This window comes from Sphingomonas trueperi, assembly GCF_040545965.1.
In the GTDB taxonomy this organism is placed as follows: Bacteria; Pseudomonadota; Alphaproteobacteria; order Sphingomonadales; family Sphingomonadaceae; genus Sphingomonas; species Sphingomonas trueperi_C.
The window spans coordinates 183,264-209,002 of record NZ_JBEPMV010000005.1; the positions used below are offsets into that span (position 1 = coordinate 183,264).

22 protein-coding genes and 1 tRNA gene are annotated in these 25,739 nt (G+C 67.6%); 18 read left to right on the forward strand and 5 right to left on the reverse strand.

The window, feature by feature from the left end; all coding sequences use genetic code 11:
* Window positions 1-140: 140 nt before the first annotated feature.
* Window positions 141-884, forward strand: a complete 744-nt coding sequence (locus tag ABIC35_RS15825; RefSeq protein ID WP_121073360.1) for a FadR/GntR family transcriptional regulator — start codon at window positions 141-143, stop codon at window positions 882-884.
* On the opposite strand, the gene ABIC35_RS15830 is transcribed toward ABIC35_RS15825, so the two are convergent.
* Window positions 881-1,942, reverse strand: coding sequence for an SDR family oxidoreductase (locus ABIC35_RS15830; RefSeq protein WP_121073357.1), 1,062 nt, complete (start codon window positions 1,940-1,942; stop codon window positions 881-883). The genes ABIC35_RS15825 and ABIC35_RS15830 overlap by 4 nt on opposite strands.
* Window positions 1,943-2,041: 99 nt before the next feature.
* Here ABIC35_RS15830 and ABIC35_RS15835 point away from each other — a divergent pair, with 99 nt between their 5' ends.
* Window positions 2,042-2,422: a winged helix-turn-helix transcriptional regulator gene (locus ABIC35_RS15835; protein ID WP_121073354.1), complete on the forward strand. Its 381-nt coding sequence runs from the start codon at window positions 2,042-2,044 to the stop codon at window positions 2,420-2,422.
* A gap of 144 nt (window positions 2,423-2,566) precedes the next feature.
* On the opposite strand, the gene ABIC35_RS15840 is transcribed toward ABIC35_RS15835, so the two are convergent.
* On the reverse strand, window positions 2,567-4,363 hold the full coding sequence (locus ABIC35_RS15840; RefSeq protein ID WP_121073351.1) for an IlvD/Edd family dehydratase: 1,797 nt from the start codon (window positions 4,361-4,363) through the stop codon (window positions 2,567-2,569).
* A 102-nt stretch (window positions 4,364-4,465) separates the two neighbouring features.
* On the opposite strand from ABIC35_RS15840, the gene ABIC35_RS15845 reads away from it, so the two are divergent.
* The 6 genes from ABIC35_RS15845 to hemW all read left to right on the forward strand — a co-directional run bounded on the left by ABIC35_RS15845 (window position 4,466) and on the right by hemW (window position 12,818).
* Complete coding sequence (locus ABIC35_RS15845; RefSeq protein ID WP_121073348.1) at window positions 4,466-5,392, forward strand: Gfo/Idh/MocA family protein; 927 nt, start codon at window positions 4,466-4,468, stop codon at window positions 5,390-5,392.
* A 194-nt stretch (window positions 5,393-5,586) separates the two neighbouring features.
* Window positions 5,587-6,825, forward strand: coding sequence for an efflux RND transporter periplasmic adaptor subunit (locus ABIC35_RS15850; protein ID WP_121073345.1), 1,239 nt, complete (start codon window positions 5,587-5,589; stop codon window positions 6,823-6,825).
* 6 nt (window positions 6,826-6,831) lie between these two features.
* Entirely contained in the window at window positions 6,832-10,032 is a 3,201-nt protein-coding gene (locus ABIC35_RS15855) for an efflux RND transporter permease subunit (RefSeq protein WP_121073342.1), read from the forward strand.
* Window positions 10,029-11,552, forward strand: coding sequence for an efflux transporter outer membrane subunit (locus ABIC35_RS15860; protein WP_121073339.1), 1,524 nt, complete (start codon window positions 10,029-10,031; stop codon window positions 11,550-11,552). Before ABIC35_RS15855 ends, ABIC35_RS15860 begins: the two co-directional genes overlap by 4 nt.
* A 38-nt stretch (window positions 11,553-11,590) precedes the next feature.
* Window positions 11,591-11,664: transfer RNA gene (locus tag ABIC35_RS15865), tRNA-Gly, on the forward strand.
* Between the two features lie 11 nt (window positions 11,665-11,675).
* Window positions 11,676-12,818: a radical SAM family heme chaperone HemW gene (gene hemW, locus ABIC35_RS15870; protein WP_121073335.1), complete on the forward strand. Its 1,143-nt coding sequence runs from the start codon at window positions 11,676-11,678 to the stop codon at window positions 12,816-12,818.
* 129 nt (window positions 12,819-12,947) lie between these two features.
* On the opposite strand, the gene ABIC35_RS15875 is transcribed toward hemW, so the two are convergent.
* The gene (locus ABIC35_RS15875) at window positions 12,948-14,147 is read right to left on the reverse strand and encodes a penicillin-binding protein activator (protein WP_121073332.1); all 1,200 of its coding nucleotides are present in this window, start codon (window positions 14,145-14,147) and stop codon (window positions 12,948-12,950) included.
* Between the two features lie 11 nt (window positions 14,148-14,158).
* On the opposite strand from ABIC35_RS15875, the gene rsmI reads away from it, so the two are divergent.
* From rsmI to ABIC35_RS15895, 4 genes are read left to right on the forward strand one after another with little or no spacing between them, the layout of a single operon-like run.
* A complete protein-coding gene (rsmI, locus tag ABIC35_RS15880) occupies window positions 14,159-14,992 on the forward strand; it encodes a 16S rRNA (cytidine(1402)-2'-O)-methyltransferase (RefSeq protein ID WP_121073329.1) in 834 nt (277 codons plus the stop codon).
* Window positions 14,989-15,342, forward strand: coding sequence for a YraN family protein (locus ABIC35_RS15885; protein ID WP_121073326.1), 354 nt, complete (start codon window positions 14,989-14,991; stop codon window positions 15,340-15,342). Before rsmI ends, ABIC35_RS15885 begins: the two co-directional genes overlap by 4 nt.
* Window positions 15,343-15,373: 31 nt before the next feature.
* The gene (gshB, locus tag ABIC35_RS15890) at window positions 15,374-16,327 is read left to right on the forward strand and encodes a glutathione synthase (protein ID WP_121073323.1); all 954 of its coding nucleotides are present in this window, start codon (window positions 15,374-15,376) and stop codon (window positions 16,325-16,327) included.
* A gap of 15 nt (window positions 16,328-16,342) precedes the next feature.
* A complete protein-coding gene (locus ABIC35_RS15895) occupies window positions 16,343-16,930 on the forward strand; it encodes a DedA family protein (protein WP_121073321.1) in 588 nt (195 codons plus the stop codon).
* Between the two features lie 6 nt (window positions 16,931-16,936).
* On the opposite strand, the gene ABIC35_RS15900 is transcribed toward ABIC35_RS15895, so the two are convergent.
* Both ABIC35_RS15900 and ABIC35_RS15905 read right to left on the reverse strand, forming a co-directional pair.
* Window positions 16,937-18,076, reverse strand: coding sequence for a glutathionylspermidine synthase family protein (locus tag ABIC35_RS15900; protein ID WP_121073319.1), 1,140 nt, complete (start codon window positions 18,074-18,076; stop codon window positions 16,937-16,939).
* Window positions 18,076-18,426 (reverse strand): hypothetical protein, encoded by a 351-nt coding sequence (locus tag ABIC35_RS15905; protein ID WP_121073317.1) that lies wholly within the window; start codon window positions 18,424-18,426, stop codon window positions 18,076-18,078. Before ABIC35_RS15905 ends, ABIC35_RS15900 begins: the two co-directional genes overlap by 1 nt.
* Window positions 18,427-18,693: 267 nt before the next feature.
* Here ABIC35_RS15905 and mdh point away from each other — a divergent pair, with 267 nt between their 5' ends.
* The 6 genes from mdh (at window position 18,694) to ABIC35_RS15935 (ending at window position 25,727) form a co-directional block, all read left to right on the forward strand.
* Window positions 18,694-19,656 (forward strand): malate dehydrogenase, encoded by a 963-nt coding sequence (gene mdh, locus ABIC35_RS15910; protein ID WP_121073316.1) that lies wholly within the window; start codon window positions 18,694-18,696, stop codon window positions 19,654-19,656.
* Window positions 19,626-20,228, forward strand: a complete 603-nt coding sequence (locus tag ABIC35_RS15915; RefSeq protein ID WP_121073315.1) for a hypothetical protein — start codon at window positions 19,626-19,628, stop codon at window positions 20,226-20,228. The genes mdh and ABIC35_RS15915 overlap by 31 nt, the downstream gene beginning before the upstream one ends.
* Window positions 20,229-21,113 (forward strand): succinate--CoA ligase subunit alpha, encoded by an 885-nt coding sequence (gene sucD, locus ABIC35_RS15920; RefSeq protein ID WP_121073314.1) that lies wholly within the window; start codon window positions 20,229-20,231, stop codon window positions 21,111-21,113.
* A 64-nt stretch (window positions 21,114-21,177) separates the two neighbouring features.
* On the forward strand, window positions 21,178-24,108 hold the full coding sequence (locus ABIC35_RS15925) for a 2-oxoglutarate dehydrogenase E1 component (RefSeq protein WP_183049291.1): 2,931 nt from the start codon (window positions 21,178-21,180) through the stop codon (window positions 24,106-24,108).
* Between the two features lie 2 nt (window positions 24,109-24,110).
* Window positions 24,111-25,331 (forward strand): 2-oxoglutarate dehydrogenase complex dihydrolipoyllysine-residue succinyltransferase, encoded by a 1,221-nt coding sequence (gene odhB / locus ABIC35_RS15930; protein WP_121073310.1) that lies wholly within the window; start codon window positions 24,111-24,113, stop codon window positions 25,329-25,331.
* Between the two features lie 120 nt (window positions 25,332-25,451).
* Window positions 25,452-25,727 (forward strand): GIY-YIG nuclease family protein, encoded by a 276-nt coding sequence (locus ABIC35_RS15935; protein ID WP_354278511.1) that lies wholly within the window; start codon window positions 25,452-25,454, stop codon window positions 25,725-25,727.
* Window positions 25,728-25,739 lie beyond the last annotated feature (12 nt).

The following is a 25,739-nucleotide window of genomic DNA, read 5'->3' on the forward strand; positions in this document are numbered from 1 at the left end:
TCCCCGCCCCAATGCAGGGTTCGACCACTCATTTATCTTATTTATCGGGGTTGTCCAGCAACGCGGCTGGAGTACCATGGGCGCAACGATGCGGACGTGCGCAGCTTGGCACGGACGACTACAGGAAAGCAATTGCGAGGATGTCCACCTCTCCCTCCCTCCCTGCCGATGCGGTCCGTTCGGGGCTGGGCCGCAACCTCACCTATGGCATGCTCGATGCGCTGGGTCGCGCGATCGTCACCGGCCGCTACGAGACCGAGCCCTTCCCCACCGAGGCCGAGCTGGCCAAGCAGCACGGCGTCAGCCGATCGGTGACGCGCGAGGCGGTGAAGATGCTCACCGCCAAGGGCCTGCTGAGCGCGCGCCCGCGCCAGGGCACGGTGGTGCAGCCGGCCTCCTCCTGGAATCTGTTTGATACCGATGTGCTGCGCTGGCTGCTCGAGCGGCAATTCTCGGTCGATCTGCTGCGCCAGTTCAGCCAGCTGCGCATCGCGATCGAGCCGGAGGCGGCGGCGCTGGCGGCCCAGTTCGCCACCGAGGAGGATCTGCGCCAGATTTCCGGCGGGCTAGCGCGAATGGAAGCGGCAGAGCGCGGCCTGGATGACACGCTGGACGCGGACATCGCCTTCCACGTCGCGGTGCTGCGCGCCTCGGGCAATCCCTTCTACGCCCAGTTCCGCGACATGGTGGCGACCGCGCTGCGCACCTCGATCCGGTTCACGAATCGGATCAAGGGCCGCAGCGCGAGCGTGGCCGACCATGCCGCGGTGCGCGACGCCATCGCCGCCAAGGATTATACCGCCGCCCGCATCGCGATGCGGACGCTGATCGGCGACGTGGTCGAGCTGATCGAAACCGTCGAGGGCGCAGACGCCCCGGCTTAAGGAATCAGCCGATCGGCGCGCAGCCGCTCGAACAGCGCGAAGAAGGCGTCATCGGTCGGCTGATAGGCGGTGAAGCCCATCCGGCGGCTCTTCGACATGTCGGTGACCACCTCGATCGGGCGGCCTAGGTCGGCATCGGTGTGCCAGGGCGAGGCGAGCCGGGCCAGATTCGGCTCCGCCAGGCCTTCACGCTCGGCGATCGTGCGCCAAAGCCCCGCATCTTCCGCCATCTGCTGCTCGAGCGGCTGGATCGTGCCGTCGAATGGCGCGGGCTCGAGTCCGAAACATTCGGCGATGCGCGCCCACATCCATTGCCAGCGGAAGACGTCGCCATTGACGACGTTGAACGCCTCGTTCGCCGCCGCCGGCGTCTCCGCCGCCCACACGAGATGCCGGGCGAGCTGGCCCGCATCGGTCATGTCGGTGAGCCCGCTCCACTGCGCCGCCGAGCCGGGGAAACGGAACGGCCGGCCGGTCTCGCGGCACAAGGTCGCATAGACCGCGAGCGTCGTCCCCATGTTCATCGCATTGCCGACCGCCTTGCCGATCACGGTGTGCGGGCGGTGCACGCTCCAGCTGAAGCCGTCCCGCTCGGCCGCCGCGAAGACTTCGTCTTCCTGGGCATAATAGAAATTGTCGACGTCGAGCCGACCCTGCTCCTCGCGGAACGGCGTCTGCGGCAGGCTGCCCTTGCCGTACGCCTCGAACGGGCCGAGATAATGCTTGAGCCCGGTGACCAGCGCGACGTGGCGCGGGCCGGTCGGCTTGGGCAGCCCGTCGAGCAGGTTGCGGACCATCGCCGAATTGACCCGGATATTCTCCGCCTCGCTGTCCTGCCGCAGCCAGGTGGTGATGAACACCGCATCGGGGTTCACGTCCTGCAGCGCCTGTGCGGTCGCGGCCGCATCGGTGAGGTCGGCGGCGACCGGCGCGACGCCTGCCTGTTCGATTGGCCGGCGCGCCAGACCGTGCACCGTCCAGCCCTGCGCGACCAGCAGGTCCGCCGTCGCGCTGCCGACGATGCCGCTTGCGCCTACCACCAAAGCCGTCTTGGCCATTTCTGCCTCCATAAAGCGTTGGAGGCCGAGCTAGGCAGCCGCGCATGCGGCTTCTAGACGGCACCAAATCGGAACCTAGGCACCAGAAGGTACCCACATATGCAGCCAGGCACGGCGGATTCGGAATGGCGGGAGGATTGCGCGCCGCGCCGCGTGCTGGCGCTGTTCGCCACCAAATGGACGAGCATGGTGCTGCACACGCTCCACGCCCGGCATGGCGGGGCGGCGCGCAGCGGCGTGCTGCTGCGCAGCCTGCCGGGCATCTCCAAGAAGATGCTGACCCAGACGCTGCGCGAGATGGAGGAGGTGGGGCTGGTCGACCGGATCGTGCAGAATGCGGTGCCGCCGGCGGTGGAATACCGGCTGACACCGCTGGGCGACCGCTTCGTCGAGCCGGTCGAACTGCTCTATGCCTGGGGGCGCGACAATGCCGATGCGCTCGACCAGCTCGGCAGCCGGCCCACCGCCCGTCGCGCCTAAGGCGCGAACGCTCTCCTCTTATTCGTCATCCCGGCGGAAGCCGGGATCCATTCGCCACTCGGCCGCAGCACGAGCCTCGACGGAGGCGCCAATGGATTCCGGCTTTCGCCGGAATGACGAGATTGGGTTGGTCGCCGCGACCGATCAGTGACTATCGCGCGGCAGGCCCTTGGTCTGCGCGATGCGCTGATACTTCACCGCATTCTCGAACACCGCGCCGCCATCGAACTGGCCGACCAGCCCGCGATGGATCTCCTGCCACGGCGTCTGCGACTCGGGCACATAATCGATGCCGAGCTCTGCGCGGCGCTGCGCCAGTTCCTTGTCGCTGACCAGCATGTTCGCCGAGCGGGTGTTGAGGTCGATGCGAATGCGGTCCCCGGTCCGAACCAGCGCGAGCCCGCCGCCCACCGCCGCTTCCGGCGCCGCGTTGAGGATCGAGGGGCTGCCGCTGGTGCCCGACTGGCGGCCGTCGCCCAGGCACGGCAGCGCATGCACGCCCGCCTGGATCAGCGCGACCGGCGGACGCATGTTGACCACCTCGGCACCGCCCGGATAGCCGACCGGCCCGGCGCCGCGCATGATCAGGATGCTGTTCTCGTCGATGCCCAGCGCGGGATCGTCGATGCGGTGGTGATAATCCTCGGGCCCGTCGAACACGAAGGCGGTGCCTTCGAACGCGCCGGGATCCTCCGGGTTGGAGAGATAGCGCGCGCGGAACTCGTCCGAGATCACGCTGAGCTTCATCACCGCATTGTCGAACAGGTTGCCCGAGAGCACGGTCAGCCCCGCCGCCGGCCGCAACGGCGTGGCGAGCGGGCGGATCACGTCGTCATCCTCGATCTGCGCGGTGCCGATATTCTCGCCGATGGTGCGGCCGTTGACGGTCAGCGCGTCGTTGTGGAGCAGCCCGGCGCGGTACAGCTCGCCCATCACCGCGGGCACGCCGCCGGCGCGGTAGAAATCCTCGCCGAGATATTTGCCCGCCGGCTGCAGGTTCACGAGCAGCGGCACGTCGGCGCCGTAAGATTCCCAGTCCTCGAGGCTGAGCTCGACGCCGATGTGGCGGGCGATCGCATTCAAATGGATCGGCGCGTTGGTCGAGCCGCCGATCGCGGAGTTGACCCGGATCGCATTGAGGAACGCCTCGCGGGTCAGCACGTCGCTGGGCTTGCGATCGGCCAGCGTCATCTCGACGATCTGGAGGCCGGTGCGATAGGCGCACTCCGCGCGGTCGCGGTACGGTGCCGGGATCGCCGCCGAGCCGGGCAGCGACATGCCGAGCGCCTCGGCCATCGAATTCATCGTCGTCGCGGTGCCCATGGTGTTGCACCAGCCGGTCGACGGCGCCGAGGAAGCGACGAGTTGGATGAAGCCCTTATAGTCGATCTCGCCCGCCGCGAGCATCTCGCGCGCCTTCCAAACGATTGTGCCGGAGCCCGTACGCTCGCCCTTGAACCAGCCGTTGAGCATCGGCCCCACCGACAGCGCGATCGCCGGGATGTTCACGGTCGCGGCGGCCATCAGGCAAGCCGGCGTGGTCTTGTCGCAACCGATCGTCAGCACCACGCCGTCGATCGGATAGCCGTACAGCGTCTCGACGAGGCTGAGATATGCGAGGTTGCGGTCGAGCCCGGCGGTCGGGCGCTTGCCGGTTTCCTGGATCGGATGGGTCGGAAATTCGATGGCGATGCCGCCCGCGTCACGAATGCCCTCGCGCACCCGCTTGGCGAGCTCGAGATGGTGGCGGTTGCAGGGGCTGAGGTCGCTGCCGGTCTGGGCGATGCCGATGATCGGTTTGCCCGATTGCAGCTCCTCCAGGCTCAACCCGAAGTTGAGGTAGCGCTCGACATAGAGCGCCGTCATGTCGGGGTTATCGGGATTGTCGAACCAGGCCCGCGAGCGCAGCGCCGCGCGACGAGTTCCAGCTTCTTCGGTCATGATTCCTCCGCTACGGCGCACTTTCGGGCGTATCTGCGGCTCTTGATAACCGCGGGCTACGCCCATAGGAAGCATATATATCTTATAAAAGGATGGGCTGAAATGTCGGAGCGGATTCGTCTGGGATTGGTGGGCATCGGCAAGATCGCGCGCGATCAGCATCTGCCGGCGCTGGAAGGCGATGACCGTTTCGAGCTGGTCGCCACGGCGAGCCGCAATGCCTCGGTCGACGGCGTCGCCGCGCACAAGGACATCGAGTCGCTCATCGCCGGCGGGCATGACCTCACCGCCGTGTCGCTCTGCACCCCGCCCGAGGGCCGCTATGATCAGGCGCGGATCGCGATCGAGGCCGGGCTCAACGTGATGCTGGAGAAGCCGCCGGCTGCGACGCTCACCGAAATCGCCGATCTCGCCGAGCGCGCCCGCGCCAAGGGCGTGACGCTGTTCACCACCTGGCACTCGCGCGAGGCCGCCGGCGTCGAGCCCGCCAAGGCATGGCTGGCGGGCAAGCAGATCAAGGCCGCGCGGATCACCTGGCGCGAGGACATCCGCCGCTGGCACCCCGGGCAGGAATGGATTCTCGCGGCAGGCGGTTTCGGCGTCTTCGATCCGGGCATCAACGCGCTGTCGATCGCGACCAAGATCCTGCCGGACGCGCTGCTGCTGGACCAGGCCTGGATGGAAGTGCCCGAGGGCCGCGCCTCGCCGCTCCGTGCCAAGCTGCACATGCGCAGCGGCGGCGCCACGGTGACCGCGGACTTCGACTTCCTCCAGACCGGTCCGCAGACCTGGGACATCGAGGTCGACACCGATGCCGGCACGCTGCGCCTCGGCATGGGCGGCAGCATCCTGCAGCTGCCGGGCGAGGACGAGCAGAAGGCGCCGGACCGCGAATATGCCCGGCTCTATGCGCGCTTCGCTGAGCTGGTGACGGCAAAGCAGAGCGACGTCGACGTCCGCCCGCTCCAGCTGGTGGCCGACGCCTTCCTGGTCGGCGAGCGCACGATCGGCGAGTCGTTCGCCTTCTGACGCAGCCCGGCACCCGAGCCAATCGCGGCGCGGGCGCCTGTCCTTTGGGGCACCCGCTCCCAAGTCGCTACGGCGTTCGACATATTTTGCGACAACCTTTTTGTGGCACCACGGAAACGTGCCATCTAATGGCGAGTTTGGCAGTGACCGGTGGTCCGGCATTCTTCGGACCACCCCTAAGCGGGTTCTGAAATTTGAACGCTCCGACCAGCTATGGCCGTTCGGGCCTGATCGTGTTTGCATCGGCCCTGCTCCTCGCCTCGTGCAGCTCCGGCGACGGTGCCGGCAAACAGCAGGCGGGCGGCCGCCGCGGCCCCTCGGGCCCGCCGCAGGTAGGCTATGTCGTGGTGCAGCCGGGCAGCGTGCCGATGACGACCGAGCTCGCCGGCCGCGTCACCGCCTATCAGTCTTCGGAAGTTCGCCCGCAGGTTGCCGGCATCGTCCAGCGCCGCTTCTTCACCGAAGGCACGATCGTCCACCAGGGCCAGACGCTCTACCAGATTGATCCCAGCCTCTATCAGGCGAGCACCGCGCAGGCGCAGGCCAACCTGCAGAACGCGCAGGCCAATCTGGAAGCCGCGCGGATCAAGGCCGATCGCTACAAGCCGCTCGCTGCGATGCAGGCGGTGAGCCAGCAGGATTATACCGACGCCGTCGCCGCATCGCGCCAGGCCGCCGCGCAGGTGGCGCAGCAGCGCGCCGCGCTGCAGACTGCGCAGATCAACCTGCGCTTCACCAAGGTGCCCGCCCCCATCACCGGCCGGATCGGCCGCAGCCTCGTTACCGAAGGCGCGCTGGTCACCACCAACCAGACCGATCCCCTGACGACCATCCAGCGGCTCGACCCCATCTATGTCGATATCCAGCAGTCGAGCGCCGACATGCTCGCGCTGCGCAAGGCACTCGCCAAGGGCGGCATCGTCCCCGCCAGCGCCGCGGTGCGGCTGAAGCTGGAAGACGGCAGCGATTACGAGATGGCCGGCACGGTCGAATTCTCGGAGGTCGTCGTCAACGAAAGCACCGGCACGGTCACGCTGCGCGCGCGCTTCGCCAATCCGCAGAACATCCTGCTGCCGGGCATGTTCGTCCGCGCGACCTTCGCGCAGGCGATCGATACCCAGGCCTATCTGGTGCCCCAGGCCGGCGTGTCGCGCGATCCCAAGGGCAATGCGACCGTCTATGTCGTCGGGCCCGGCAACAAAGCGGTGGCGCGCACCGTCGTCGCCGATCGCACGATCGGGCAGAACTGGGTAATCACCCAGGGGCTGGCGCCGGGCGACAAGGTGATCGTGCAGGGCACGGCGAACCTCAAGCCGGACATCGACATCAAGCCGGTGCCCGCCAACACGCCGCAGAAGATCGAGCCGCCCAAAAAGGGCCAGGGGCAAGGCGGCGCCCAGACCAAGGGCGGCAGCCAGGCCAAGGCGGGCTGAGCCCCCATGTCGCGCATCTTCATCGACCGGCCGATCTTCGCCTGGGTGCTCGCCATCATCGTGATGCTGATGGGCCTTGCCGCGATCTTCTCGCTGCCCATCGCGCAGTATCCGGATATCGCGCCGCCGCAGGTCAACATCCGCGCCACCTATCCGGGTGCCTCGGCCGAGACGGTGCAGAACAGCGTCACCCAGGTCATCGAGCAGCAGCTGAGCGGCATCGACGGTCTGCTCTATTTCAACAGCTCGTCCACCTCGCGCGGCCAGGTGTCGATCTCGGCGACGTTCGAAAAGGGTACCAACCCGGACATCGCCCAGGTGCAGGTGCAGAACAAGGTGCAGCAGGCGCTCTCCCGCCTGCCCACCCAGGTGCAGCAGCAGGGCCTGACCGTCACCAAGTCGAACCCCGACTTCCTGATGATCGTCGGCGTCTATGACTCGACCGACAAGAAGAGCAATCTCGACGTCTCCGACTGGCTCGCCTCGAACCTGCAGGATCCGCTGTCGCGCATCGAGGGCGTGGGCGACACCAACGTGTTCGGCGCGCCCTACGCGATGCGCATCTGGCTCAATCCGGCGCGGCTCGCCAGCTACGGACTGATCCCCAACGACATCATCACCGCGATCCAGGCCCAGAACACCGAAATCGCCGCGGGCGAACTCGGCGGCCAGCCGATGCCCGACGAGCAGATGCTCAACGCGACCGTGACCTCGCAGTCGCGGCTGCAGACGCCCGAGCAGTTCGCCAACATCATCGTGAAGACCGATTCGACCGGCGCGGCCGTCAAGCTGCGCGACGTGGCGCGCGTCGAGCTCGGATCGGACAACTACAACTCTTCCAGCCGGATCAACGGCCATCCCGGCGCCGGCCTCGCCATCTCGCTGTCGCCGGGCGCCGACGCGCTCAAGACCGCGGACCTGGTCAAGCAGCAGGTGGAAGCCGCATCCAAGGGCTTCCCGGCCGGCTTCAAATACGCCTATGCCAACGACACCACCGGCTTCATCAAGCTTTCGATCGAAGAAGTGGTGAAGACGCTGCTCGAGGCGATCGTCCTCGTCGTCATCGTGATGTTCGTGTTCCTGCAGAGCTGGCGCGCGACGCTGATCCCGGCGATCGCGGTGCCGGTGGTGCTGCTCGGCACCTTCGGCGTGTTCTACGCGCTCGGCTTCTCGATCAACACGCTTACCCTGTTCGGGCTCGTCCTCGCCATCGGCCTGCTCGTCGACGATGCCATCGTCGTCGTCGAGAATGTCGAGCGGCTGATGGAAGAGAATCCGGACATGACGCCGCGCGAGGCGACGATCCGCTCGATGGACGAGATCCAGGTGGCGCTGGTCGCGATCGCGCTGGTGCTGTCCGCCGTGTTCCTGCCGATGGCGTTCTTCGGCGGCTCCACCGGCGTGATCTACCGCCAGTTCTCGGTGACGATCGTCTCCGCCATGGTCCTGTCGGTCCTCGTCGCACTGGTACTGAGCCCCGCGCTCACCGCCACGCTGCTCAAGCAGAAGAGCGAGGAAAAGGACATCGAGGACACCTGGTTCGCCCGCAAATTTCCGTGGGTGGGACGCGGGCTGACCACGGCCAAGACCAAGTTCAACAACGGCTTCGATCGCGGCATCGAGCGCTACACCGGCTGGGTGCAGGCGGTGATCGACCGCAAGTGGATCTTCCTGCTCGTCTATGTCGCGGTGTGCGCGATCCTCGTGCTGATGTTCGTGCGCCTGCCTACCGGCTTCCTGCCGACCGAGGACCAGGGCGCCGCCTCGGTGCAGTTCCGCCTGCCCGCGGGCGCGACCATGTCGCGCACCAAGGAAATCCAGCTCGCGGTGGAGAAATACTTCCTGACCAAGGAAGCCAAGAATGTCTCGGTCATGTTCTCGGTCGCCGGCGGCGGCGGTGGTGGCGGCCCGGCCGGTCAGAATACTGGCCAGGGCTTCATCAACCTCGCCGACTGGTCGGACCGCAAGGGCAAGGAGAACAGCGCAGACGGCATCGTCAATCGCGCGGCCGGCGCCTTCCGCAACTTCCGCGACGCGCAGGTCTTCGCGCTGGTGCCCCCGGCGATCCGCGGCCTCGGCCAGTCGACCGGCTTCACCATGGAGCTGCTCAACACCAGCGGGATGAGCCGCGACCAGTTCGTCGCCGCGCGTGACAAGCTGCTCGCTGCCGCCAATGCCGACCCCGAGCTGGCGCAGGTGCGCCTGACCGACCTGCCCGACGTGGCGACGCTCAAAGTCGACCTCGACCAGCAGAAGCTTGCGACGTTGGGCCTATCCCAGGCCGATGTGAACTCGACCCTGTCGACCGCCTGGGGCGGCCGCTACGTCAACGACTTCATCGATCGCGGCCGCGTCAAGCGCGTCTATGTGCAGGGCGATGCGCCCTATCGCTCCGAACCCAGCGACCTTGCCCAGTGGTTCGTCCGCAGCAGCAACGGCCAGATGGCGCCGTTCACCTCCTTCTCCTCGACCAGCTGGGCGACGGCACCGACCTCGATGGCACGGTTCAACGGCGTGCAGTCGTTCGAGTTCAGCGGCCAGGCCGTCCCGGGCAAGAGCTCGGGCGAAGCGATGAAGCGCATCGCCGAACTCGCCGCGCAAATCCCAGGCACCAGCGTCGCCTGGGCAGGCCTCTCCTATCAGGAGCGGCTCTCCTCCGGCCAGGCGCCCTTGCTCTACGGCGTGTCGCTGCTCGTCGTGTTCCTGTGCCTCGCCGCGCTCTATGAAAGCTGGTCGATCCCGATCGCGGTGCTGCTCGTCATCCCGCTCGGCCTGGTCGGCGCGATCTTCGCGGTGACGCTGCGCGGCCTGCAGAACGACGTCTACCTGCAGATCGGCCTGCTGACGACGATGGGCCTCGCCGCCAAGAACGCGATCCTGATGATCGAGTTTGCCGAACAGGCCGAGAAACAGGGCAAGCGCGTGATCGAAGCGGCGCTGGACGCGGCCCGCATCCGTCTCCGCCCGATCCTGATGACCAGCCTCGCCTTCATCTTCGGCGTGCTGCCGCTGGCGATCTCCACCGGCGCCGGTGCCAACAGCCGCATCGCGATCGGCACCTCGGTGATCGGCGGCATGCTGACCGCGACGATCCTCGCCATCTTCTACATCCCGCTGTTCTTCGTGCTCGTCCGCCGCGGCGTGCGCGACGGCTTGGCCGCGCTGCGCAACCGCCGCCATCGCAACACCCCGGAGGCCCAGGCATGAAGCGCGCGCTGACGCTCCTTTCCACCGTCGCGCTCGCCGGCTGCTCGATGGCGCCCAAGGACGTGCGCCCCGCGGCGCCGGTGCCGCCAAGCTGGCCTGTGGGCGATTCCTACCTGCGGACGAGCGAGGCCACCCTCCCCGCGCTCACCTGGCGCGAGGTGTTCCGCGACCCGCGGCTGCAGAAGCTGATCGAGCAGGCGCTCGCCAATAATCGCGACCTGCGGGTGGCGGCGGCGAACATCGCCGCGGCGCGGGCGCAGTACCGCATCCAGCGCGGCGCGCAGTTCCCCGAGGTCGATGCCAGCCTCGGCATCACCGAGCGACGCGGCAACGCGACCACGAACGGCAACGGGCTGGGCAACACCGGCGGCACGGGCACAGGCGGAACCGGCACGGTCGGCAATGCCGGCGGCAACGGCACCGCGCTGCGCACCAACTATTCCACCCAGGTCGGCATTACCGGCTTCGAGCTGGACCTGTTCGGCCGCCTCGCCTCGCTCACCCGCGTGCAGCAGAACACCTATTTCGCCACCGAAGCCGGTGCCCGCGCGACGCGACTGACCTTGGTCGGCGACATCGCCACGGCGTGGCTCAACTATGCCTCGGACGCGAGCCTGCTCGAGGTCGCCCGGCAGACCGCCAAGAGCGCCGAGGACAGCGTCCGTCTCACCCGCGCCCGGCTGGAGGGCGGCATCGCTCCGCGCACGGATCTCCGCCAGGCCGAACAGACGCTCGCCACCGCGCAGAATGACGTCGCCCGCCAGACCAGCGCGCTGGCGCAGGACGTCAACGCGCTGCGCCTGCTCGCCGGATCGGAGATCGACCCGGCGCTGCTTCCCGCCTCGATCGAGCAGGCAGCCCCCACCGTCGCCGCCGTCCCCGCCGGGCTCGATTCGAGCATCCTGCTGCGCCGGCCGGACGTGGTGCAGGCCGAATATCAGCTCCGCGCCGCCAATGCCCAGATCGGCGCGGCGCGGGCGGCGCTGTTCCCGCGGATCAGCCTCACCAGCGTGCTCGGCTTCGCCAGCACCGCGCTGTCCAGCCTGTTCGACGGCGACGCGTTCAACTGGCAGGCGGGCGGCAATGCCAGCTATGCGATCTTCCGCGGGGGCGCCGGGCGCGCCAATGTCCAGCTGAGCGAAGCGCAGCAGCAGGCGCAGGTCGCCAATTACGAGCGCGCGATCCAGACCGCGTTCCGCGACGTCGCCAACGCACTGGCGGTGCGCGGCACGATCGACGCGCAGCTGCGCGCAACCCAGCTTCAGGCCGATGCCGCGGCGGACACCTACCGGCTGAGCGAGGCGCGCTATCGCGGCGGGATCGATACCTTCCTGCAGAGCCTCGTGTCGCAGCGCTCGCTCTATGCGGCGCAGCAGCAGCTGGTGACGGTGCAGCTGACGGCTGCGACCAACCGGGTGAACCTCTACCGCGCGCTGGGCGGCGATTCGCAGCTAGAGGTGACACGGCAAGGGCCGCAGCCGGTGGACGCTTCCGGAACCGCCGCGAACCCGGGCAGTTGACCGCACGCCCCTGCTTGTGGCAGGCGCAATCCAAGCGGGCGGGTATAGCACAATGGTAGTGCAGCAGCCTTCCAAGCTGAATACGCGGGTTCGATTCCCGCTACCCGCTCCATCTTACAAAGCATGACAGCCAATCCCGCCCCGCTCGCAGTCTATGTGCATTGGCCGTTCTGCGTGTCCAAATGCCCCTATTGCGACTTCAACAGCCATGTCCGCGAAAGCGTCGACCAGGCGCGGTGGCGGGATGCGTTGCTGGCGGACCTCGCCCATGAGGCGGCGGTGCTGCCGGGGCGGCGGCTGGGGTCGATCTTCTTCGGCGGCGGCACGCCCTCGCTGATGCCCCCCGAGACGGTAGCCGCGATCATCGATGCGGCCGCCAAGGCCTGGACCTTCGAGGACGGCATCGAGATCACGCTGGAAGCAAACCCCTCCTCGGTCGAGGCGGCCCGCTTCGCCGATATCGCCAGGGCGGGTGTGACTCGCGTGTCGCTCGGACTGCAGGCGCTCGACGATGACGCGCTGGTCTTTCTCGGCCGCGCACACGGCGTCGACGAGGGGCTGGCGGCGCTGGCAACGGCGCAGGCTGCCTTTTCCCGGGTAAGCTTCGACCTGATCTATGCCCGCCCCGGCCAGTCGCTTGACGCCTGGGAGGCCGAATTGCGCCGCGCGATCGGCTTCGGCACCGAGCATCTCTCGCTCTACCAGCTGACCATCGAGCCGGGGACGCGCTTCGCGACGCTCGCGGCCAAGGGCCAGCTGACCATCCCCGATGCCGATATGGGCGCCGACCTGTTCGAGATGACGCGGGCGATCACCGCCGCGGCGGGGCTGCCCGCCTATGAGATTTCCAACCACGCCCGCCCGGGGGCGGAGAGCCGGCACAACCTCACCTATTGGCGCTACCGTGATTATGCGGGCGTCGGGCCCGGCGCGCATGGTCGGCGCGGCGGGCTCGCGACGCTGCGCCACAAGAAGCCCGAAAACTGGCTGGCCGCGCTCGACCGCAACGGGCACGGGATGGAACGCGAGGATCGCCTCGACCCCGCCGACCGCGCGATCGAGGCGCTGCTGATGGGGCTGCGGATCGGCGAGGGGGTGGACCTCGATCGCATTGCAGCGTTGGCGGACGGAGCGCCGCCGATCGACGTGAAGGCGCTCGATCGTATCGTGCAGCAGGGGCTGGCCGAGCGCGAGGGGAGCCGCCTGCGGGTCACCGAGGCGGGCATGCCCGTGCTCGAAGCGATCCTGCGCGAGATCGTCGCCTAAACGCGTCTACCGTCATCCCGGCGGAAGCCGGGATCCATTTGCCACTCCGTATCCGCAGAAGCCGTAACGGCGACCCCAATGGATCCCGGCTTTCGCCGGGATGACGACGTTTGGGCCTTATCTCCCGCCTCAGTTGGCGCTGGCTGGTGCCGCCGACACGGTCACGATCGACCCGTCGCGCACTTCCTGCACCTCCAGCGCGCGCGCGGCGACGCCGTCGCGGCCGAAGCGGAAGGCGCCGTCGACGCCGCCAAAATCATGGTCGACCAGCATCGACGTCGGGAAGTCGGTGTTGTTCTTCCAGTCCCGCGCGATCCGCACGGTCAGCAGCACCGCGTCATAGCCGAGCGCCGAGAGGCGATACGGCGCAGCACCGAAGCGGGTGCGATACTTGACCGCATATTGGCGGTAGACGCCGTCCGGCACGCTGGCGAACCAGGAGCCGTTGAGCACCGGCCGGCTGGCGATCGCCGAATCGGTGTTCCACAATTCGGTGCCGAGCACCCGCGCCGCCTTGCCCGCACCTGAGCGGCGGATCGCCGGCACCGCAAGCGTGGCCGAGCCGGCGCTGCCCGCGATCAGGATCGCCTGGTAGGGCACACCCGACAGCTTGGCGATCGCCGCATTCATCGATCCCGGCCGCGCATCGTAATTCTGCATCGACAGCACCTTGCCGCCCGCGCTCTCCACCGCGCGGAGGAACGCGGTCGAGCTGCGCTGGCCATAGACGCCCGACGGGATAAGTCCGGCGAACTGGGTGATGCCGTTGCCCTTGGCATAGTCGACCACGCGCTCGATCGACTGGGTCGGCGAATAGCCGAGCAGATAGACGCCGTTGCCCGCCGCGCTGGCATCGTTGGAGAAGCTGAGCACCGGCACCCGCGCCTTACGCGCGATCGGCGCGACCGCGCGGGCATCTTCGCCGAGCAGCGGGCCGAGGATCAGCTTGTTGCCCTCGGCCACCGCGCGTTCGGCGGCGGCGATCGCCCCGCCGGGACCGGCGGTGTCATAGCTGGTGATGCGGATCGCGTCGGTGTTGGTGTCGAGGATCGCCAGCTGCGTCGCATTCTGCAGCGATCGGCCGAGCCCGGCATTGGTGCCGGTCAGCGGCACCAGCAGCGCGACCCGGTGGCGCGCGACGTCCTGCGGCAGCCCCTGCTGGATCGGCGTGCTGGGACGCTCGGCCGGGCGCTCGGCCGGCGCGGTCGGCGCGGTCGGCGGACCGCCGCGCGGCGCGACGCAGGCGCTGGCCAGCAGGGCGAGACCGGTCACGGCCAAACGAAGGGACGCGACGCGTCCCGGTTGCGATTTGCCGCTGCCCTCTGCCATGACACTCCCCGATGGAAAACACGCTTGCGCCCGGCCTCTATATCGTCGCCACCCCGATCGGCAATCTCGGTGACCTGTCGCCGCGCGCCAGCATGATACTCTCACAAGCCGATGTGGTTGCAGTGGAAGACAGCCGCGTGACCGCCGGACTGCTCCGCCACATCGGCGTCAAGCGGCCGATGCAGCCCTATCACGACCATAATGCCGACGCCGTGCGGCCGGGCCTGATCGCGCGGATGGGCAGCGAGGCGGTAGCGCTGGTGTCGGACGCGGGCACGCCGCTGATCTCCGATCCCGGCTACAAGCTGGTCCGCGACGCGCGCGCGGCGGGCCACACCGTGGTGACGATCCCCGGCCCCTGCGCCGCGATCGCCGCGTTGACGCTGGCGGGGCTGCCAACCGACCGCTTCTTCTTCCTCGGCTTCCTGCCGAGCAAGGCGCATGCGCGAGCAGAGGCGATCGCGGAGGTCGCGGCCATCAAGGCGACGCTGGTGCTGTATGAATCGGGCCCGCGCCTTTCCGCCTGCCTGTCGGCACTGGCTGAGGGGCTGGGCGACCGCGAGGCGGGGGTGGCGCGCGAGATCACCAAGAAGTTCGAGGAGTGCGTGACCGGCACCCTCTCCACCCTCGCCGCCCGCTATGCCGAGGCGCCGCCCAAGGGCGAGATCGTCATTATCGTCGGCCCGCCCGGCGAGGCACCGCCCGCGACGCTCGAGGACGGCGAAGCGGCTCTGGTGGAAGCACTCACCCGCCTCCCCGCCTCCAAGGCGGCGGGGGAGGTCGCCAAGAAGCTAGGGCTGGACCGCAAGGCGCTCTACGCCCGGGCGATGGAATTGAAGGGGTGAGGGACCGCCGCGCCGCCGAGCTGCGTGGTCGCGACGGCGAGCGCCGCGCCGCCTGGTGGCTGTGGCTGCGCGGCTGGCGGATCCTCGACCAGCGGGTGCGCACGCCCGCCGGCGAAGTCGACATCGTCGCGCGGCGCGGCAGCCTCGTCGCGTTCGTCGAGGTGAAGACACGTAAGTCTGCCGCCGAGCTCGATTTCGCCATCGACGAGCGCCGCCTCGCCCGCGTCGCCGCCGCCGCCGAACTGCTGATGCCGCGCTATGCCGGCCCGGGCGACGATATCCGCGTCGACGTGATCCTCATTGCCCCGCGCACGCTGCCTCGCCATATCGAGAACGCCTGGATCGGGTGACCTAGCCCGGCAAGACACCCAAGGAGGCCGCATGCTTACCGTCGCCGTGCAGATGGACCCGCTCGATTCAATCAACATCGCCGGCGATTCGAGCTTCGCACTGATGCTCTCCGCCCAGGCGCGCGGGCACAGGCTGTTCCATTATGCACCCGAGGACCTGAATTACAGCGCCGGCCGCGTCTGGACCAAGGCGCATCCGGTGACGGTGCAGCGCGTCGAAGGCAATCACTTCAGCTTCGGCGATCCCGTGAAGCTCGACCTCGGCGACGAGGCCGATGTCGTGCTGATGCGCCAGGACCCGCCCTTCGACCTCGGCTATATCACCGCGACCCACCTGCTCGAGCGCATCGCCGACAAGACCTTGGTGGTGAACGACCCCGCCCAGGTCCGCAACGCGCCGGAAAAAGTGTGGGTGCTCGATTTCGCCCAGTTCATGCCGCCGACGCTCGTCACCCGCTCGGTCGACGAGGCCAAGGCGTTCCTCGCCGAACATGGCGAGATCGTCGTCAAGCCGCTGCACGGCAATGGCGGCAAGGCGATCTTCAAGATCGGCCGCGACGGCGCCAACCTCTCCTCGCTGATCGAGGTGTTCAACACCGCCTATCGCGAACCGCATATGGTACAGGCCTTCCTCCCCGACATCGCCAAGGGCGACAAGCGCATCGTGCTGGTCGACGGCGAAGTGGCCGGCGCGATCAACCGGCTGCCCGGCGAAGGCGAAATCCGCTCCAACCTCGCGGTCGGCGGATCGGCGGCGAAGACCGAGCTGACCGACAAGGAGAAGGAAATCTGCGCCGTACTCGGGCCCGAGCTCAAGAAGCGCGGGCTCCTTTTCGTGGGCATCGACGTTATCGGCGGACAATGGCTGACCGAAATCAACGTCACTTCGCCCACGGGCATCGTCGCGATCGACCGGTTCAACGGCACCGACACGGCGGGCATGATCTGGGATGCGATCGAGGCCCGGGTGGCCGCGCGCGCCTGATCGGGGCCTGACGCGATGGGTGTGATCCTTGGCTGGGGCTATTGGGGCATCTTCCTGCTGATGGTGCTGGAGAACGTGATTCCTCCGGTCCCGTCCGAGGCGATCATGGGGATGGCGGGCATCGGCGCGGCGCGTGGGCATTTCGACCCCGTGCTGCTGGTGCTGGTCGGCACGCTCGGCACCGTGCTCGGCAATCTCTTCTGGTGGGAGATCGGGCGGCGGCTCGGCTATGAGCGGCTGCAGCCCTTCGTCGCGCGCTGGGGCCGCTGGCTGACCGTCGAGTGGCACGATGTCGAGCGGTTCAAGGGCTATTTCGATCGCTGGGGCGGCCCGACGATCTTCGTGTTCCGCTTCATGCCGTTCGGCCGCACGATCATCTCGCTGCCCGCCGGGCTGATGCACATGCCCTTCTGGAAATTCTGCCTCTACACCGCCGCGGGCAGCGCGCTGTGGAACGCCGCGCTGGTCGGCGTCGGCTACGGTCTGGGCGCCGCGATCGCGGAGATCGACCGATTCGTCACCCCCGCGATCGTCATCGGCGTAGTGGCCATGCTGATCTTCTATGTGTGGCGGGTGCTGACCTGGAAGCCGCGCGCAGCCTGACCGCCCCTACCCGTCGATCACGTGCGGCACGAACCGCGCCGTGTTGCCAGTGATCAGCCCGTCCTCGCGGATACCCATGCCGACCGGTACGCCGTCCACCACCCAGGACCCGATCACCGGATAGCCGGCGCCGAAATCGCGCAAGGGGTGGAACCGCTGGTAGATCCAGCCCTGCTCGACATAGTCGCCGTCGCTCTCCGCGACGACCCTGTCGCCCCAGCGGATCGAGACATTGGCCCCTTCGCGCCCGAACAGCGGCTTGGCGACCTGGTCGCCGCCGATCGGCCGCGTGCCCGCCTCGAGTAGGTTGGGATGGCCGGGAAACAGCTCCCACAGGATCGGCAGGATCGCCTTGTTGCTCCACAAGGTCTTCCAGATCGGCTCGATCCAGCGCGTTCTGCCCAGGCTCTCGACCAGCATCGGCGCGAATTGCTCGGCGAGCAGCCATTCCCAGGGGTAGAGGTGGAAGACCGTCTCGATCGGTCGATCGCCGCCATCGACGAAACGACGCGCGGCATGGTTCCAGCCGATCGCTGCCATTTCCACCGGCAGCGTCGCGAGCCCTGCCGCCTCGGCCGTGTCGCGCAGATAGGCGATGGTGACGCTGTCCTCGCCCGCGGCATCGGCCATGTGGGCGAAATGGACCGACCCTTCCCCGAGCAGCGGTGCGATCGCGCGCCATTGGGCGACCAGCGCCTCGTGGAGGCCGTTATATTGGTCGAGCGCAGGAAACACCGCTTCCTTCCAGTCCCACTGGATCACCGCCGCCTCGAGCAGGCTGGTCGGCGTATCGCAGTTGAACTCGAACAGCTTGGGCGGCCCGTCGCCCGAATAACCGAGGTCGAACCGACCGAAGTTGAGTGCGGGCGGCTCGGCCTCCCAGGCAGCCGCCACTGCGTCCCAGGCAGGGCGCGGAATGCCGAGCTCGCCCAGCCGCCCTTCGGCGATCACATGATCGCCCGCCGCCAGATACAGCCGGTACAACTCCGCGCTCGCCGACTCGATTTCGGCAATCTCGGCGGCGGTGAAGACGTAGCAGGCGCTTTCGTCCCAATAGGGCTTGCCGTCGAGGCTGTGCCAGACGAGCCCAAGCGCCTCCACCCGCGCCTGCCAGTCGGCGCGCGGCGCCACCGTCGTGCGGCGCATCAGCCGCCCTTGCTGCCGAAGAACCCGCCGATCCTGCCGAACCCGCCGCGCGTCACCGCCTCCGCGCCGCCATAGCGTACGCCGCTGGCAGGCTGGAACGATCCGCCGCGCGCAGCCTCGCCCACCGCAGGCACCGTCGAGCCCTTGCCGGCATAGTAGAAATGCCCGCCACCATGACCGCCGTCACTGCGGTTGCAGTTGGCATCGGCGATGCGGCGCCCTGCCGCATCGGTGCAATAGCGCACCGGCTGGCTGGCCACGTTGCTGCCGCCGCATCCTGCCACGAGCAACGCCATGGACGTCGCGGCGGTAATCCGCAGCACACTGAAATCGGGTGATCTACGCATCATGCCCCCCAGCTACCCGCGGTGCATTCCCCATGCACCGCAAACAGCAGGCTTTTTACCGAGGCTTCCGCCCGCTGTCTCGGAAAAGCGGAACCCCACGGCAATCTGCGGAAAACGCGCCCTATTGCTCCTGCGAACGAATTGCAAAGATATTCCTGTGCCGATACCGAATCCCGGGTTGCAGCCTCGCTATTATAGGCCTATCCCGCCCTCGCTTTCGCGGCGCATGTTCACGCGACCGCTTTGCTTGGAACCAACCAAGGAGATTCCATGGCCCGCAAGAAGATCGCGCTGATCGGCTCCGGCATGATCGGTGGTACGCTCGCGCACCTCGCCGCCATCAAGGAACTGGGCGACATCGTCCTTTTCGACATCGCTGAAGGCACCCCGCAGGGCAAGGCGCTCGACATCGCGCAGTCCGGTCCGGTCGAAGGCTTCGACGCCAACCTCAAGGGCGCGAACAGCTACGAGGATATTGCGGGCGCCGACGTCTGCATCGTCACCGCCGGCATCCCGCGCAAGCCGGGCATGAGCCGCGACGATCTGCTCAAGACCAACCTGGGCGTGATGAAGGCCGTGGGCGAGGGCATCGCCCAGTATGCGCCTGACGCGTTCGTGATCTGCATCACCAATCCGCTCGACGCGATGGTGTGGGCGCTCCGCGAGTTCTCGGGCCTGCCGCACCAGAAGGTCGTCGGCATGGCCGGCGTGCTCGATTCGGCGCGCTTCCGTCACTTCCTCGCCGAAGAGTTCAACGTCTCGGTCGAGGACGTTACCGCCTTCGTGCTCGGCGGCCATGGCGACACCATGGTCCCGGTAATCGAATATTCGACCGTCGCCGGCATCCCCGTGCCCGACCTGATCAAGATGGGCTGGTCCACCCAGGAGCGTATCGACGCCATCGTCGCGCGCACCCGTTCGGGCGGCGGCGAGATCGTCGCGCTGCTCAAGACCGGCTCGGCCTTCTATGCTCCGGCGACCAGCGCGATCGCGATGGCCGAGAGCTATCTGAAGGACAAGAAGCGCCTGCTTCCCTGCGCCGCGCACCTCACCGGCCAGTACGGCGTCGACAACATGTATGTCGGCGTGCCGATCGTGATCGGCAAGGACGGCGTCGAGCGCATCGTCGAGATCGAACTGAACGCCGCGGCGAAGCAGAATTTCGACGTCTCGGTCGACGCGGTCAAGGAACTGGTCGCGGCATGCAAGTCGATCGACTCCTCGCTCGCCTGATCCTGCCCGCGCTCGTCGCGGTGCCGGGCGTCGCTTCCGCACAGGAAGCGGTCGCCACGGCACCGACCGAGCCGGTGGCGCTGTTCCGTGCCGTGTGCATGGGCGGCAGCGCCCGGTTGACTCGCGGCATGGCCGAACCGGCAACCTATGCGACGCTGCCGCTGCCTGCGCAGCGCGCGATCGGCATCGGCGCCGCTTCGACCGACAATGCCGCCGATGCGCTTAAGGCGCCTGCCCCCGAACCGGCCAAGGTGCCCAACAGCATCTACCGCATCGCCGGCGGTAACACCTATCTGTTCGTCCCCAAGGCCGGCTCCGGCACGGGCACCCTCGCCGAAAGCTGCATGGTCCTGTGGATCGGCGGCGGCGACGATTATCTCGCGGCCCGCAAGATCGTGCTGCCGAGCGAGGAAAAGGTGCCGCTCTATGCGCGCCCCGAATCCAAGCCCGACCGCGCGACCTTCACGGCCGCTTCGTTCGGAACGACGCAATATTCGCTCGCCACGTTCGGCGGCTGGATTGCGCTGCGCTCCTTTACCCCTCCTCCCAGCGACCCGGAAAAGGCGAACTGAATGAGCATCCTCGTCGACAAGAACACCAAGGTCATCGTCCAGGGGATGACCGGTGCCACCGGCACGTTCCACACCGAACAGGCGCTTGCCTATGGCACGCAGATGGTCGGCGGCGTCACCCCCGGCAAGGGCGGTAGCACGCATATCGGCCTGCCAGTGTACGACACGGTCGCCGAAGCCAAGGACAAGACCGGCGCCGACGCCAGCGTGATCTACGTGCCGCCCCCCTTCGCGGCGGACTCGATCCTCGAGGCGATCGACGCCGAAATCCCGCTGATCGTCGCGATCACCGAAGGCATTCCGGTGCTGGACATGGTCAAGGTGAAGCGCGCGCTCTCCGGCTCCAGGTCGCGCCTGATCGGCCCGAACTGCCCGGGCGTGCTGACGCCGGGCGAGTGCAAGATCGGCATCATGCCGGGCTCGATCTTCTCCAAGGGCTCGGTGGGCGTCGTGTCGCGCTCGGGCACCCTCACCTATGAGGCGGTGTTCCAGACCACCAACGCGGGCCTGGGCCAGACCACGGCCGTCGGCATCGGCGGTGACCCGGTCAACGGCACCAACTTCATCGACGTGCTCGAGCTGTTCCTCGCCGACGAAGCCACCCAGTCGATCATCATGATCGGCGAGATCGGCGGCTCGGCGGAAGAAGAAGCCGCCCAGTTCCTGATCGACGAGGCCAAGCGTGGCCGCAAGAAGCCGATGGCCGGCTTCATCGCGGGCCGCACTGCCCCTCCGGGCCGCCGCATGGGCCATGCCGGCGCGATCGTCTCGGGCGGCCAGGGCGGCGCCGAAGACAAGATCGCGGCGATGGAAGCCGCCGGCATCCGCGTCTCCCCCAGCCCCTCGCTGCTCGGCGAGACGCTGCTGGAAGCGCTGAAGGGCTAAACTGCAACGGTAGCGCTCCTATATAGGTGGGGATGGGAGCGCTAACACGAACGGAAGCATGATCATGGGCTATGAAGGCCTCGACTTCGACGACATCGCCGGCGGTGTGAGCCCCGGCTTCGTCGAGACCCTGTACCGGCGCTACAAGAGCGATCCGGCCTCTGTCGAACCGAGCTGGCGTGCCTGGTTCGAGGGTCTCGAATCCACGGCCTCTGGCCCCAGCTGGCAGCGCGCCAACTGGCCGCTGACCGAAACCGACGCGCTCACGGCCGGGCTCGACCCCACCCAGATGGAGCCCGCGCCGAAGCCCGCCAAGGGCGGCGCGCCCGCAAAGCCGGCTGCCCCCGCCGCCTCGACGGCGGACGTGACCAAGGCCGCGGAAGATTCGATCCGCGCGATGATGCTGATCCGCACCTACCGGGTGCGCGGCCATCTCGCCGCCAATCTCGACCCGCTGGGCCTCGCCCGCCAGAACCTGCCCGCCGATCTGACGCCGGAATATCACGGCTTCTCGGGCGCCGATCTCGATCGCCCGATCTATCTCGGCGGTGCGCTCGGCCTGCAGCACGCCACGGTGCGCGAGATCGTTGCGATCCTCCAGGCCAATTACTGCGGTAATGTCGGCCTCGAATATATGCACATCGCGGACGTGGAGGAGCGTCGCTTCCTCCAGGACCGGATGGAAGGCAAGGACAAGGCGATCACCTTCACGCCCGACGGCAAGAAGGCGATCCTGTCCAAGGTGATCGAAGCCGAGCAGTGGGAAAAATTCCTCGGCAAGAAATATGTCGGCACCAAGCGGTTCGGCCTCGACGGCGGCGAATCGATGATCCCGGCGATGGAAGCGATCATCAAATATGGCGGCCAGCAGGGCGTCCGCGAGATCGTGTACGGCATGGCCCATCGCGGCCGGCTGAACATGCTCGCCAACGTTATGGAAAAGCCGTTCCGGGTGATCTTCCATGAGTTCGGCGGCGGTTCGGCCAACCCGGACGACGTCGCCGGTTCGGGCGACGTGAAGTACCACCTCGGCACCTCCACCGATCGCCAGTTCGACGGCATCAGCGTCCACATGTCGCTGGTCGCCAACCCGTCGCACCTCGAGGCGGCCGATCCGGTCGTGCTCGGCAAGGCGCGCGCGCTGCAGACGATCCGCGGCGATCTGGAAAAGCACGAGCAGGTCCTGCCGGTGCTGATCCACGGCGATGCGGCCTTCGCCGGCCAGGGCATCGTGTGGGAGACGCTCGGCTTCTCCGGCATCCGCGGCTACAATACCGGCGGCTGCATTCACTTCGTCATCAACAACCAGGTCGGCTTCACGACGAGCCCGCAGTTCGCGCGCTCCTCGCCCTATCCGTCGGACGTCGCCAAGGGCGTCCAGGCGCCGATCCTGCACGTCAACGGCGACGATCCCGAAGCCGTCACCTTCGCCTGCAAGGTGGCGATCGAGTTCCGCCAGGAATTCCACCGCGACATCGTGATCGACATGTGGTGCTATCGCCGCTTCGGCCACAATGAAGGCGACGAGCCCGGCTTCACCCAGCCGCTGATGTACCAGAAGATCCGCCAGCACCCCGGTGTGAGCAGCATCTATGGCCAGAAGCTGATCGCCGAGGGCGTGGTCGACCAGGGCTTCATCGACGAGAAGACCCACCAGTTCACCACGCTGCTCGAAGGCGAGTTCGAGGCGGGCAAGACCTATCTGCCGAACAAGGCGGACTGGTTCGCCGGCCGCTGGTCGGGCCTGGGCGCGCCGTCGGACGGCGAGGGTTCGCGCCGCAACGTCGAGACCGGCATCGAGAAGAAGCTGTTCGACAGCCTCGGCCGCACGCTGACCACGGTCCCGGAGGATCTCGAGATCCACAAGACCCTCGGCCGCGTGCTCGATGCCAAGCGCGAGATGTTCAAGTCGGGCACCAATTTCGATTGGGCGACCGGCGAGGCGCTGGCCTTCGGCTCGCTGCTCTCGGAAGGCTATGCGGTGCGTCTGTCCGGCCAGGATTCGGGCCGCGGCACCTTCTCGCAGCGCCATGCCGTCTGGGTCGACCAGAAGACCGAGGCCAAATATGTGCCGCTCACCACGGTGCCGCACGGCAGCTTCGAGGTGCTCGATTCGCCGCTCAGCGAATATGGCGTGCTCGGCTTTGAGTACGGCTACGCGCTGGCCGATCCGAAGGCACTGGTGCTGTGGGAGGCGCAGTTCGGCGACTTCGTGAACGGCGCGCAGATCATGATCGACCAGTTCATCGCGTCGGGCGAGTCCAAGTGGCTCCGCGCCAACGGCCTGGTGATGCTGCTGCCGCACGGCTATGAAGGCCAGGGCCCCGAGCACAGCTCGGCGCGTCCGGAGCGCTTCCTCCAGCTCTGCGCGCAGGACAACATGCAGGTGGTGAACATCACCACGCCGGCCAACTATTTCCACCTGCTGCGCCGGCAGATGCACCGCAACTTCCGCAAGCCGCTGATCCAGATGACGCCCAAGTCGCTGCTCCGCCACAAGATGGCGGTGTCGAGCGCCGAGGAGTTCCTGGGCGACAGCCACTTCAAGCGGATCCTGTCGGACCCGAACGCGCCGGCGGATACCGAGGTGAAGCGCCTCGTGCTCTGCACCGGCAAGGTCGCCTACGACCTGATCGAAGCGCGCGACGCGGCGGGCGACAAGAACACCGCGATCGTCCGGATCGAGCAGCTCTACCCGTTCCCGGGCGAGCCGCTGACCGAGCGGCTGAAGCGCATGACGAACCTCGAAGAGGTGGTGTGGGCCCAGGAAGAGCCGAAGAACAACGGCTACTGGTTCTTCGTCGAGCCGCTGATCGAGGAATGCCTCATCGACGCGGGCACGAAGGTACAGCGTCCGCGCTATGCCGGTCGCGCCGCGGCGGCCTCGCCCGCCACCGGCCTGATGAAGCGCCACACCGCAGAGCAGGGCGCGCTCGTTGCCGACGCGCTCGGCCATAATGTCCGCGAAGAAATCCGCCGCACCCGGAAAGGTTGAAAATGGCCACCGAAGTCAAAGTCCCTGTACTGGGCGAATCGATCACCGAAGCTACCGTCGGTGAATGGCTGAAGAATCCGGGCGATCCCGTCCGCGCCGACGAGCCGATCGCCAGCCTCGAGACCGACAAGGTCTCGGTCGAAGTCCCCTCGCCGGTCGCCGGCGTGATGGGCGAGCAGATCGTCAAGGTTGGCGATACCGTCGAAGTGGGCGCGGTGATCGCGATCATCGCCGGTGAAGGTGCGGCCGCCGCTCCGGCTGTGGCTCCCGCCGCTGCTGCTCCGGCCGCAACGCCGGCTCCGGCGCCTGCCGCTGCCCCGGCCCCCTCGGCCGATGCCGCTGCGCTGTCGCCATCGGTGCGCCGTGCGGTGCTCGAAACCGGTGTCGATCCCTCGACCGTGCAGGGCACCGGCAAGGACGGCCGCCTGACCAAGGACGACGTGATCGCCGCCGCCAGCAGCAAGCCTGCTGCGCCGGCAGCCGCTGCGCCTGCCCCCGTCGCCGCTCCGGCAGCGACCGGCGGTCGCAAGGAAGAGCGCGTGCGGATGACCCGCCTGCGCCAAACGGTCGCCAAGCGCCTCAAGGAAGCGCAGAACACCGCCGCCATGCTCACCACGTTCAACGACGTGGACATGACCGCGGTGATCGAGGCGCGCGCCAAGTACAAGGACCTGTTCGAGAAGAAGCACGGCGTTCGCCTGGGCTTCATGGGCTTCTTCGTGAAGGCCGCGTGCATGGCGCTGAAGGACATCCCCGGCGTCAACGGCTCGATCGAGGGCGACGAGATCGTTTATCACGACTATTGCGACGTCTCTGTCGCGGTCTCGGCCCCGCAGGGCCTGGTCGTGCCGGTGATCCGCGATGCGCAGGACCTGTCGGTCGCCGGCATCGAGCGCACGATTGGCGATTTCGGCAAGCGCGCCAAGGACGGCACGCTCAAGATGGACGAGATGAAGGGCGGTACCTTCACCATCTCCAACGGCGGCGTGTTCGGCTCGCTGATGTCGACCCCGATCATCAACCCGCCGCAGTCGGCCGTGCTCGGCCTGCACCGCATCGAGGATCGCCCGGTCGTCCGCAACGGCCAGGTCGTCGTCCGCCCGATGATGTACCTCGCGCTCAGCTACGACCACCGCCTGGTCGACGGCCGCGAAGCGGTGACCTTCCTCGTCGCGATCAAGAACGCGATCGAGGACCCGACCCGTCTGCTGATCGACCTCTGATACAACTTGTGCCCCCGCGGAAGCGGGGGCCCAGGGTTGGGAAATACATCGCGTGTGGCCCTGGGCTCCTGCTTCCGCAGGAGCACGGAACCAAGGAGAAGCCCGACGAAATCCGGCTGCGTGTACATCATGGCGAACAAGCGCAACGGGACGATCTATGTCGGATCGACCAGCGACTTGCCCGGCCGGGCGTACCAGCATCGCAATGGGGTGATCGAGGGCTTCACCAAGGATAAAGGCTGCACGCTTCTCGTCTGGTACGAGGCGCATGAGGATCTGGACGGGGCGCGGCTTCGCGAACGCCAGATGAAGAAATGGAAGCGGGCGTGGAAGATCGAGCTGATCGAACGCGACAACCCGCAGTGGAAGGATTTGTACGGGACGCTCTTCGGCTGAGCCGCGCGATGG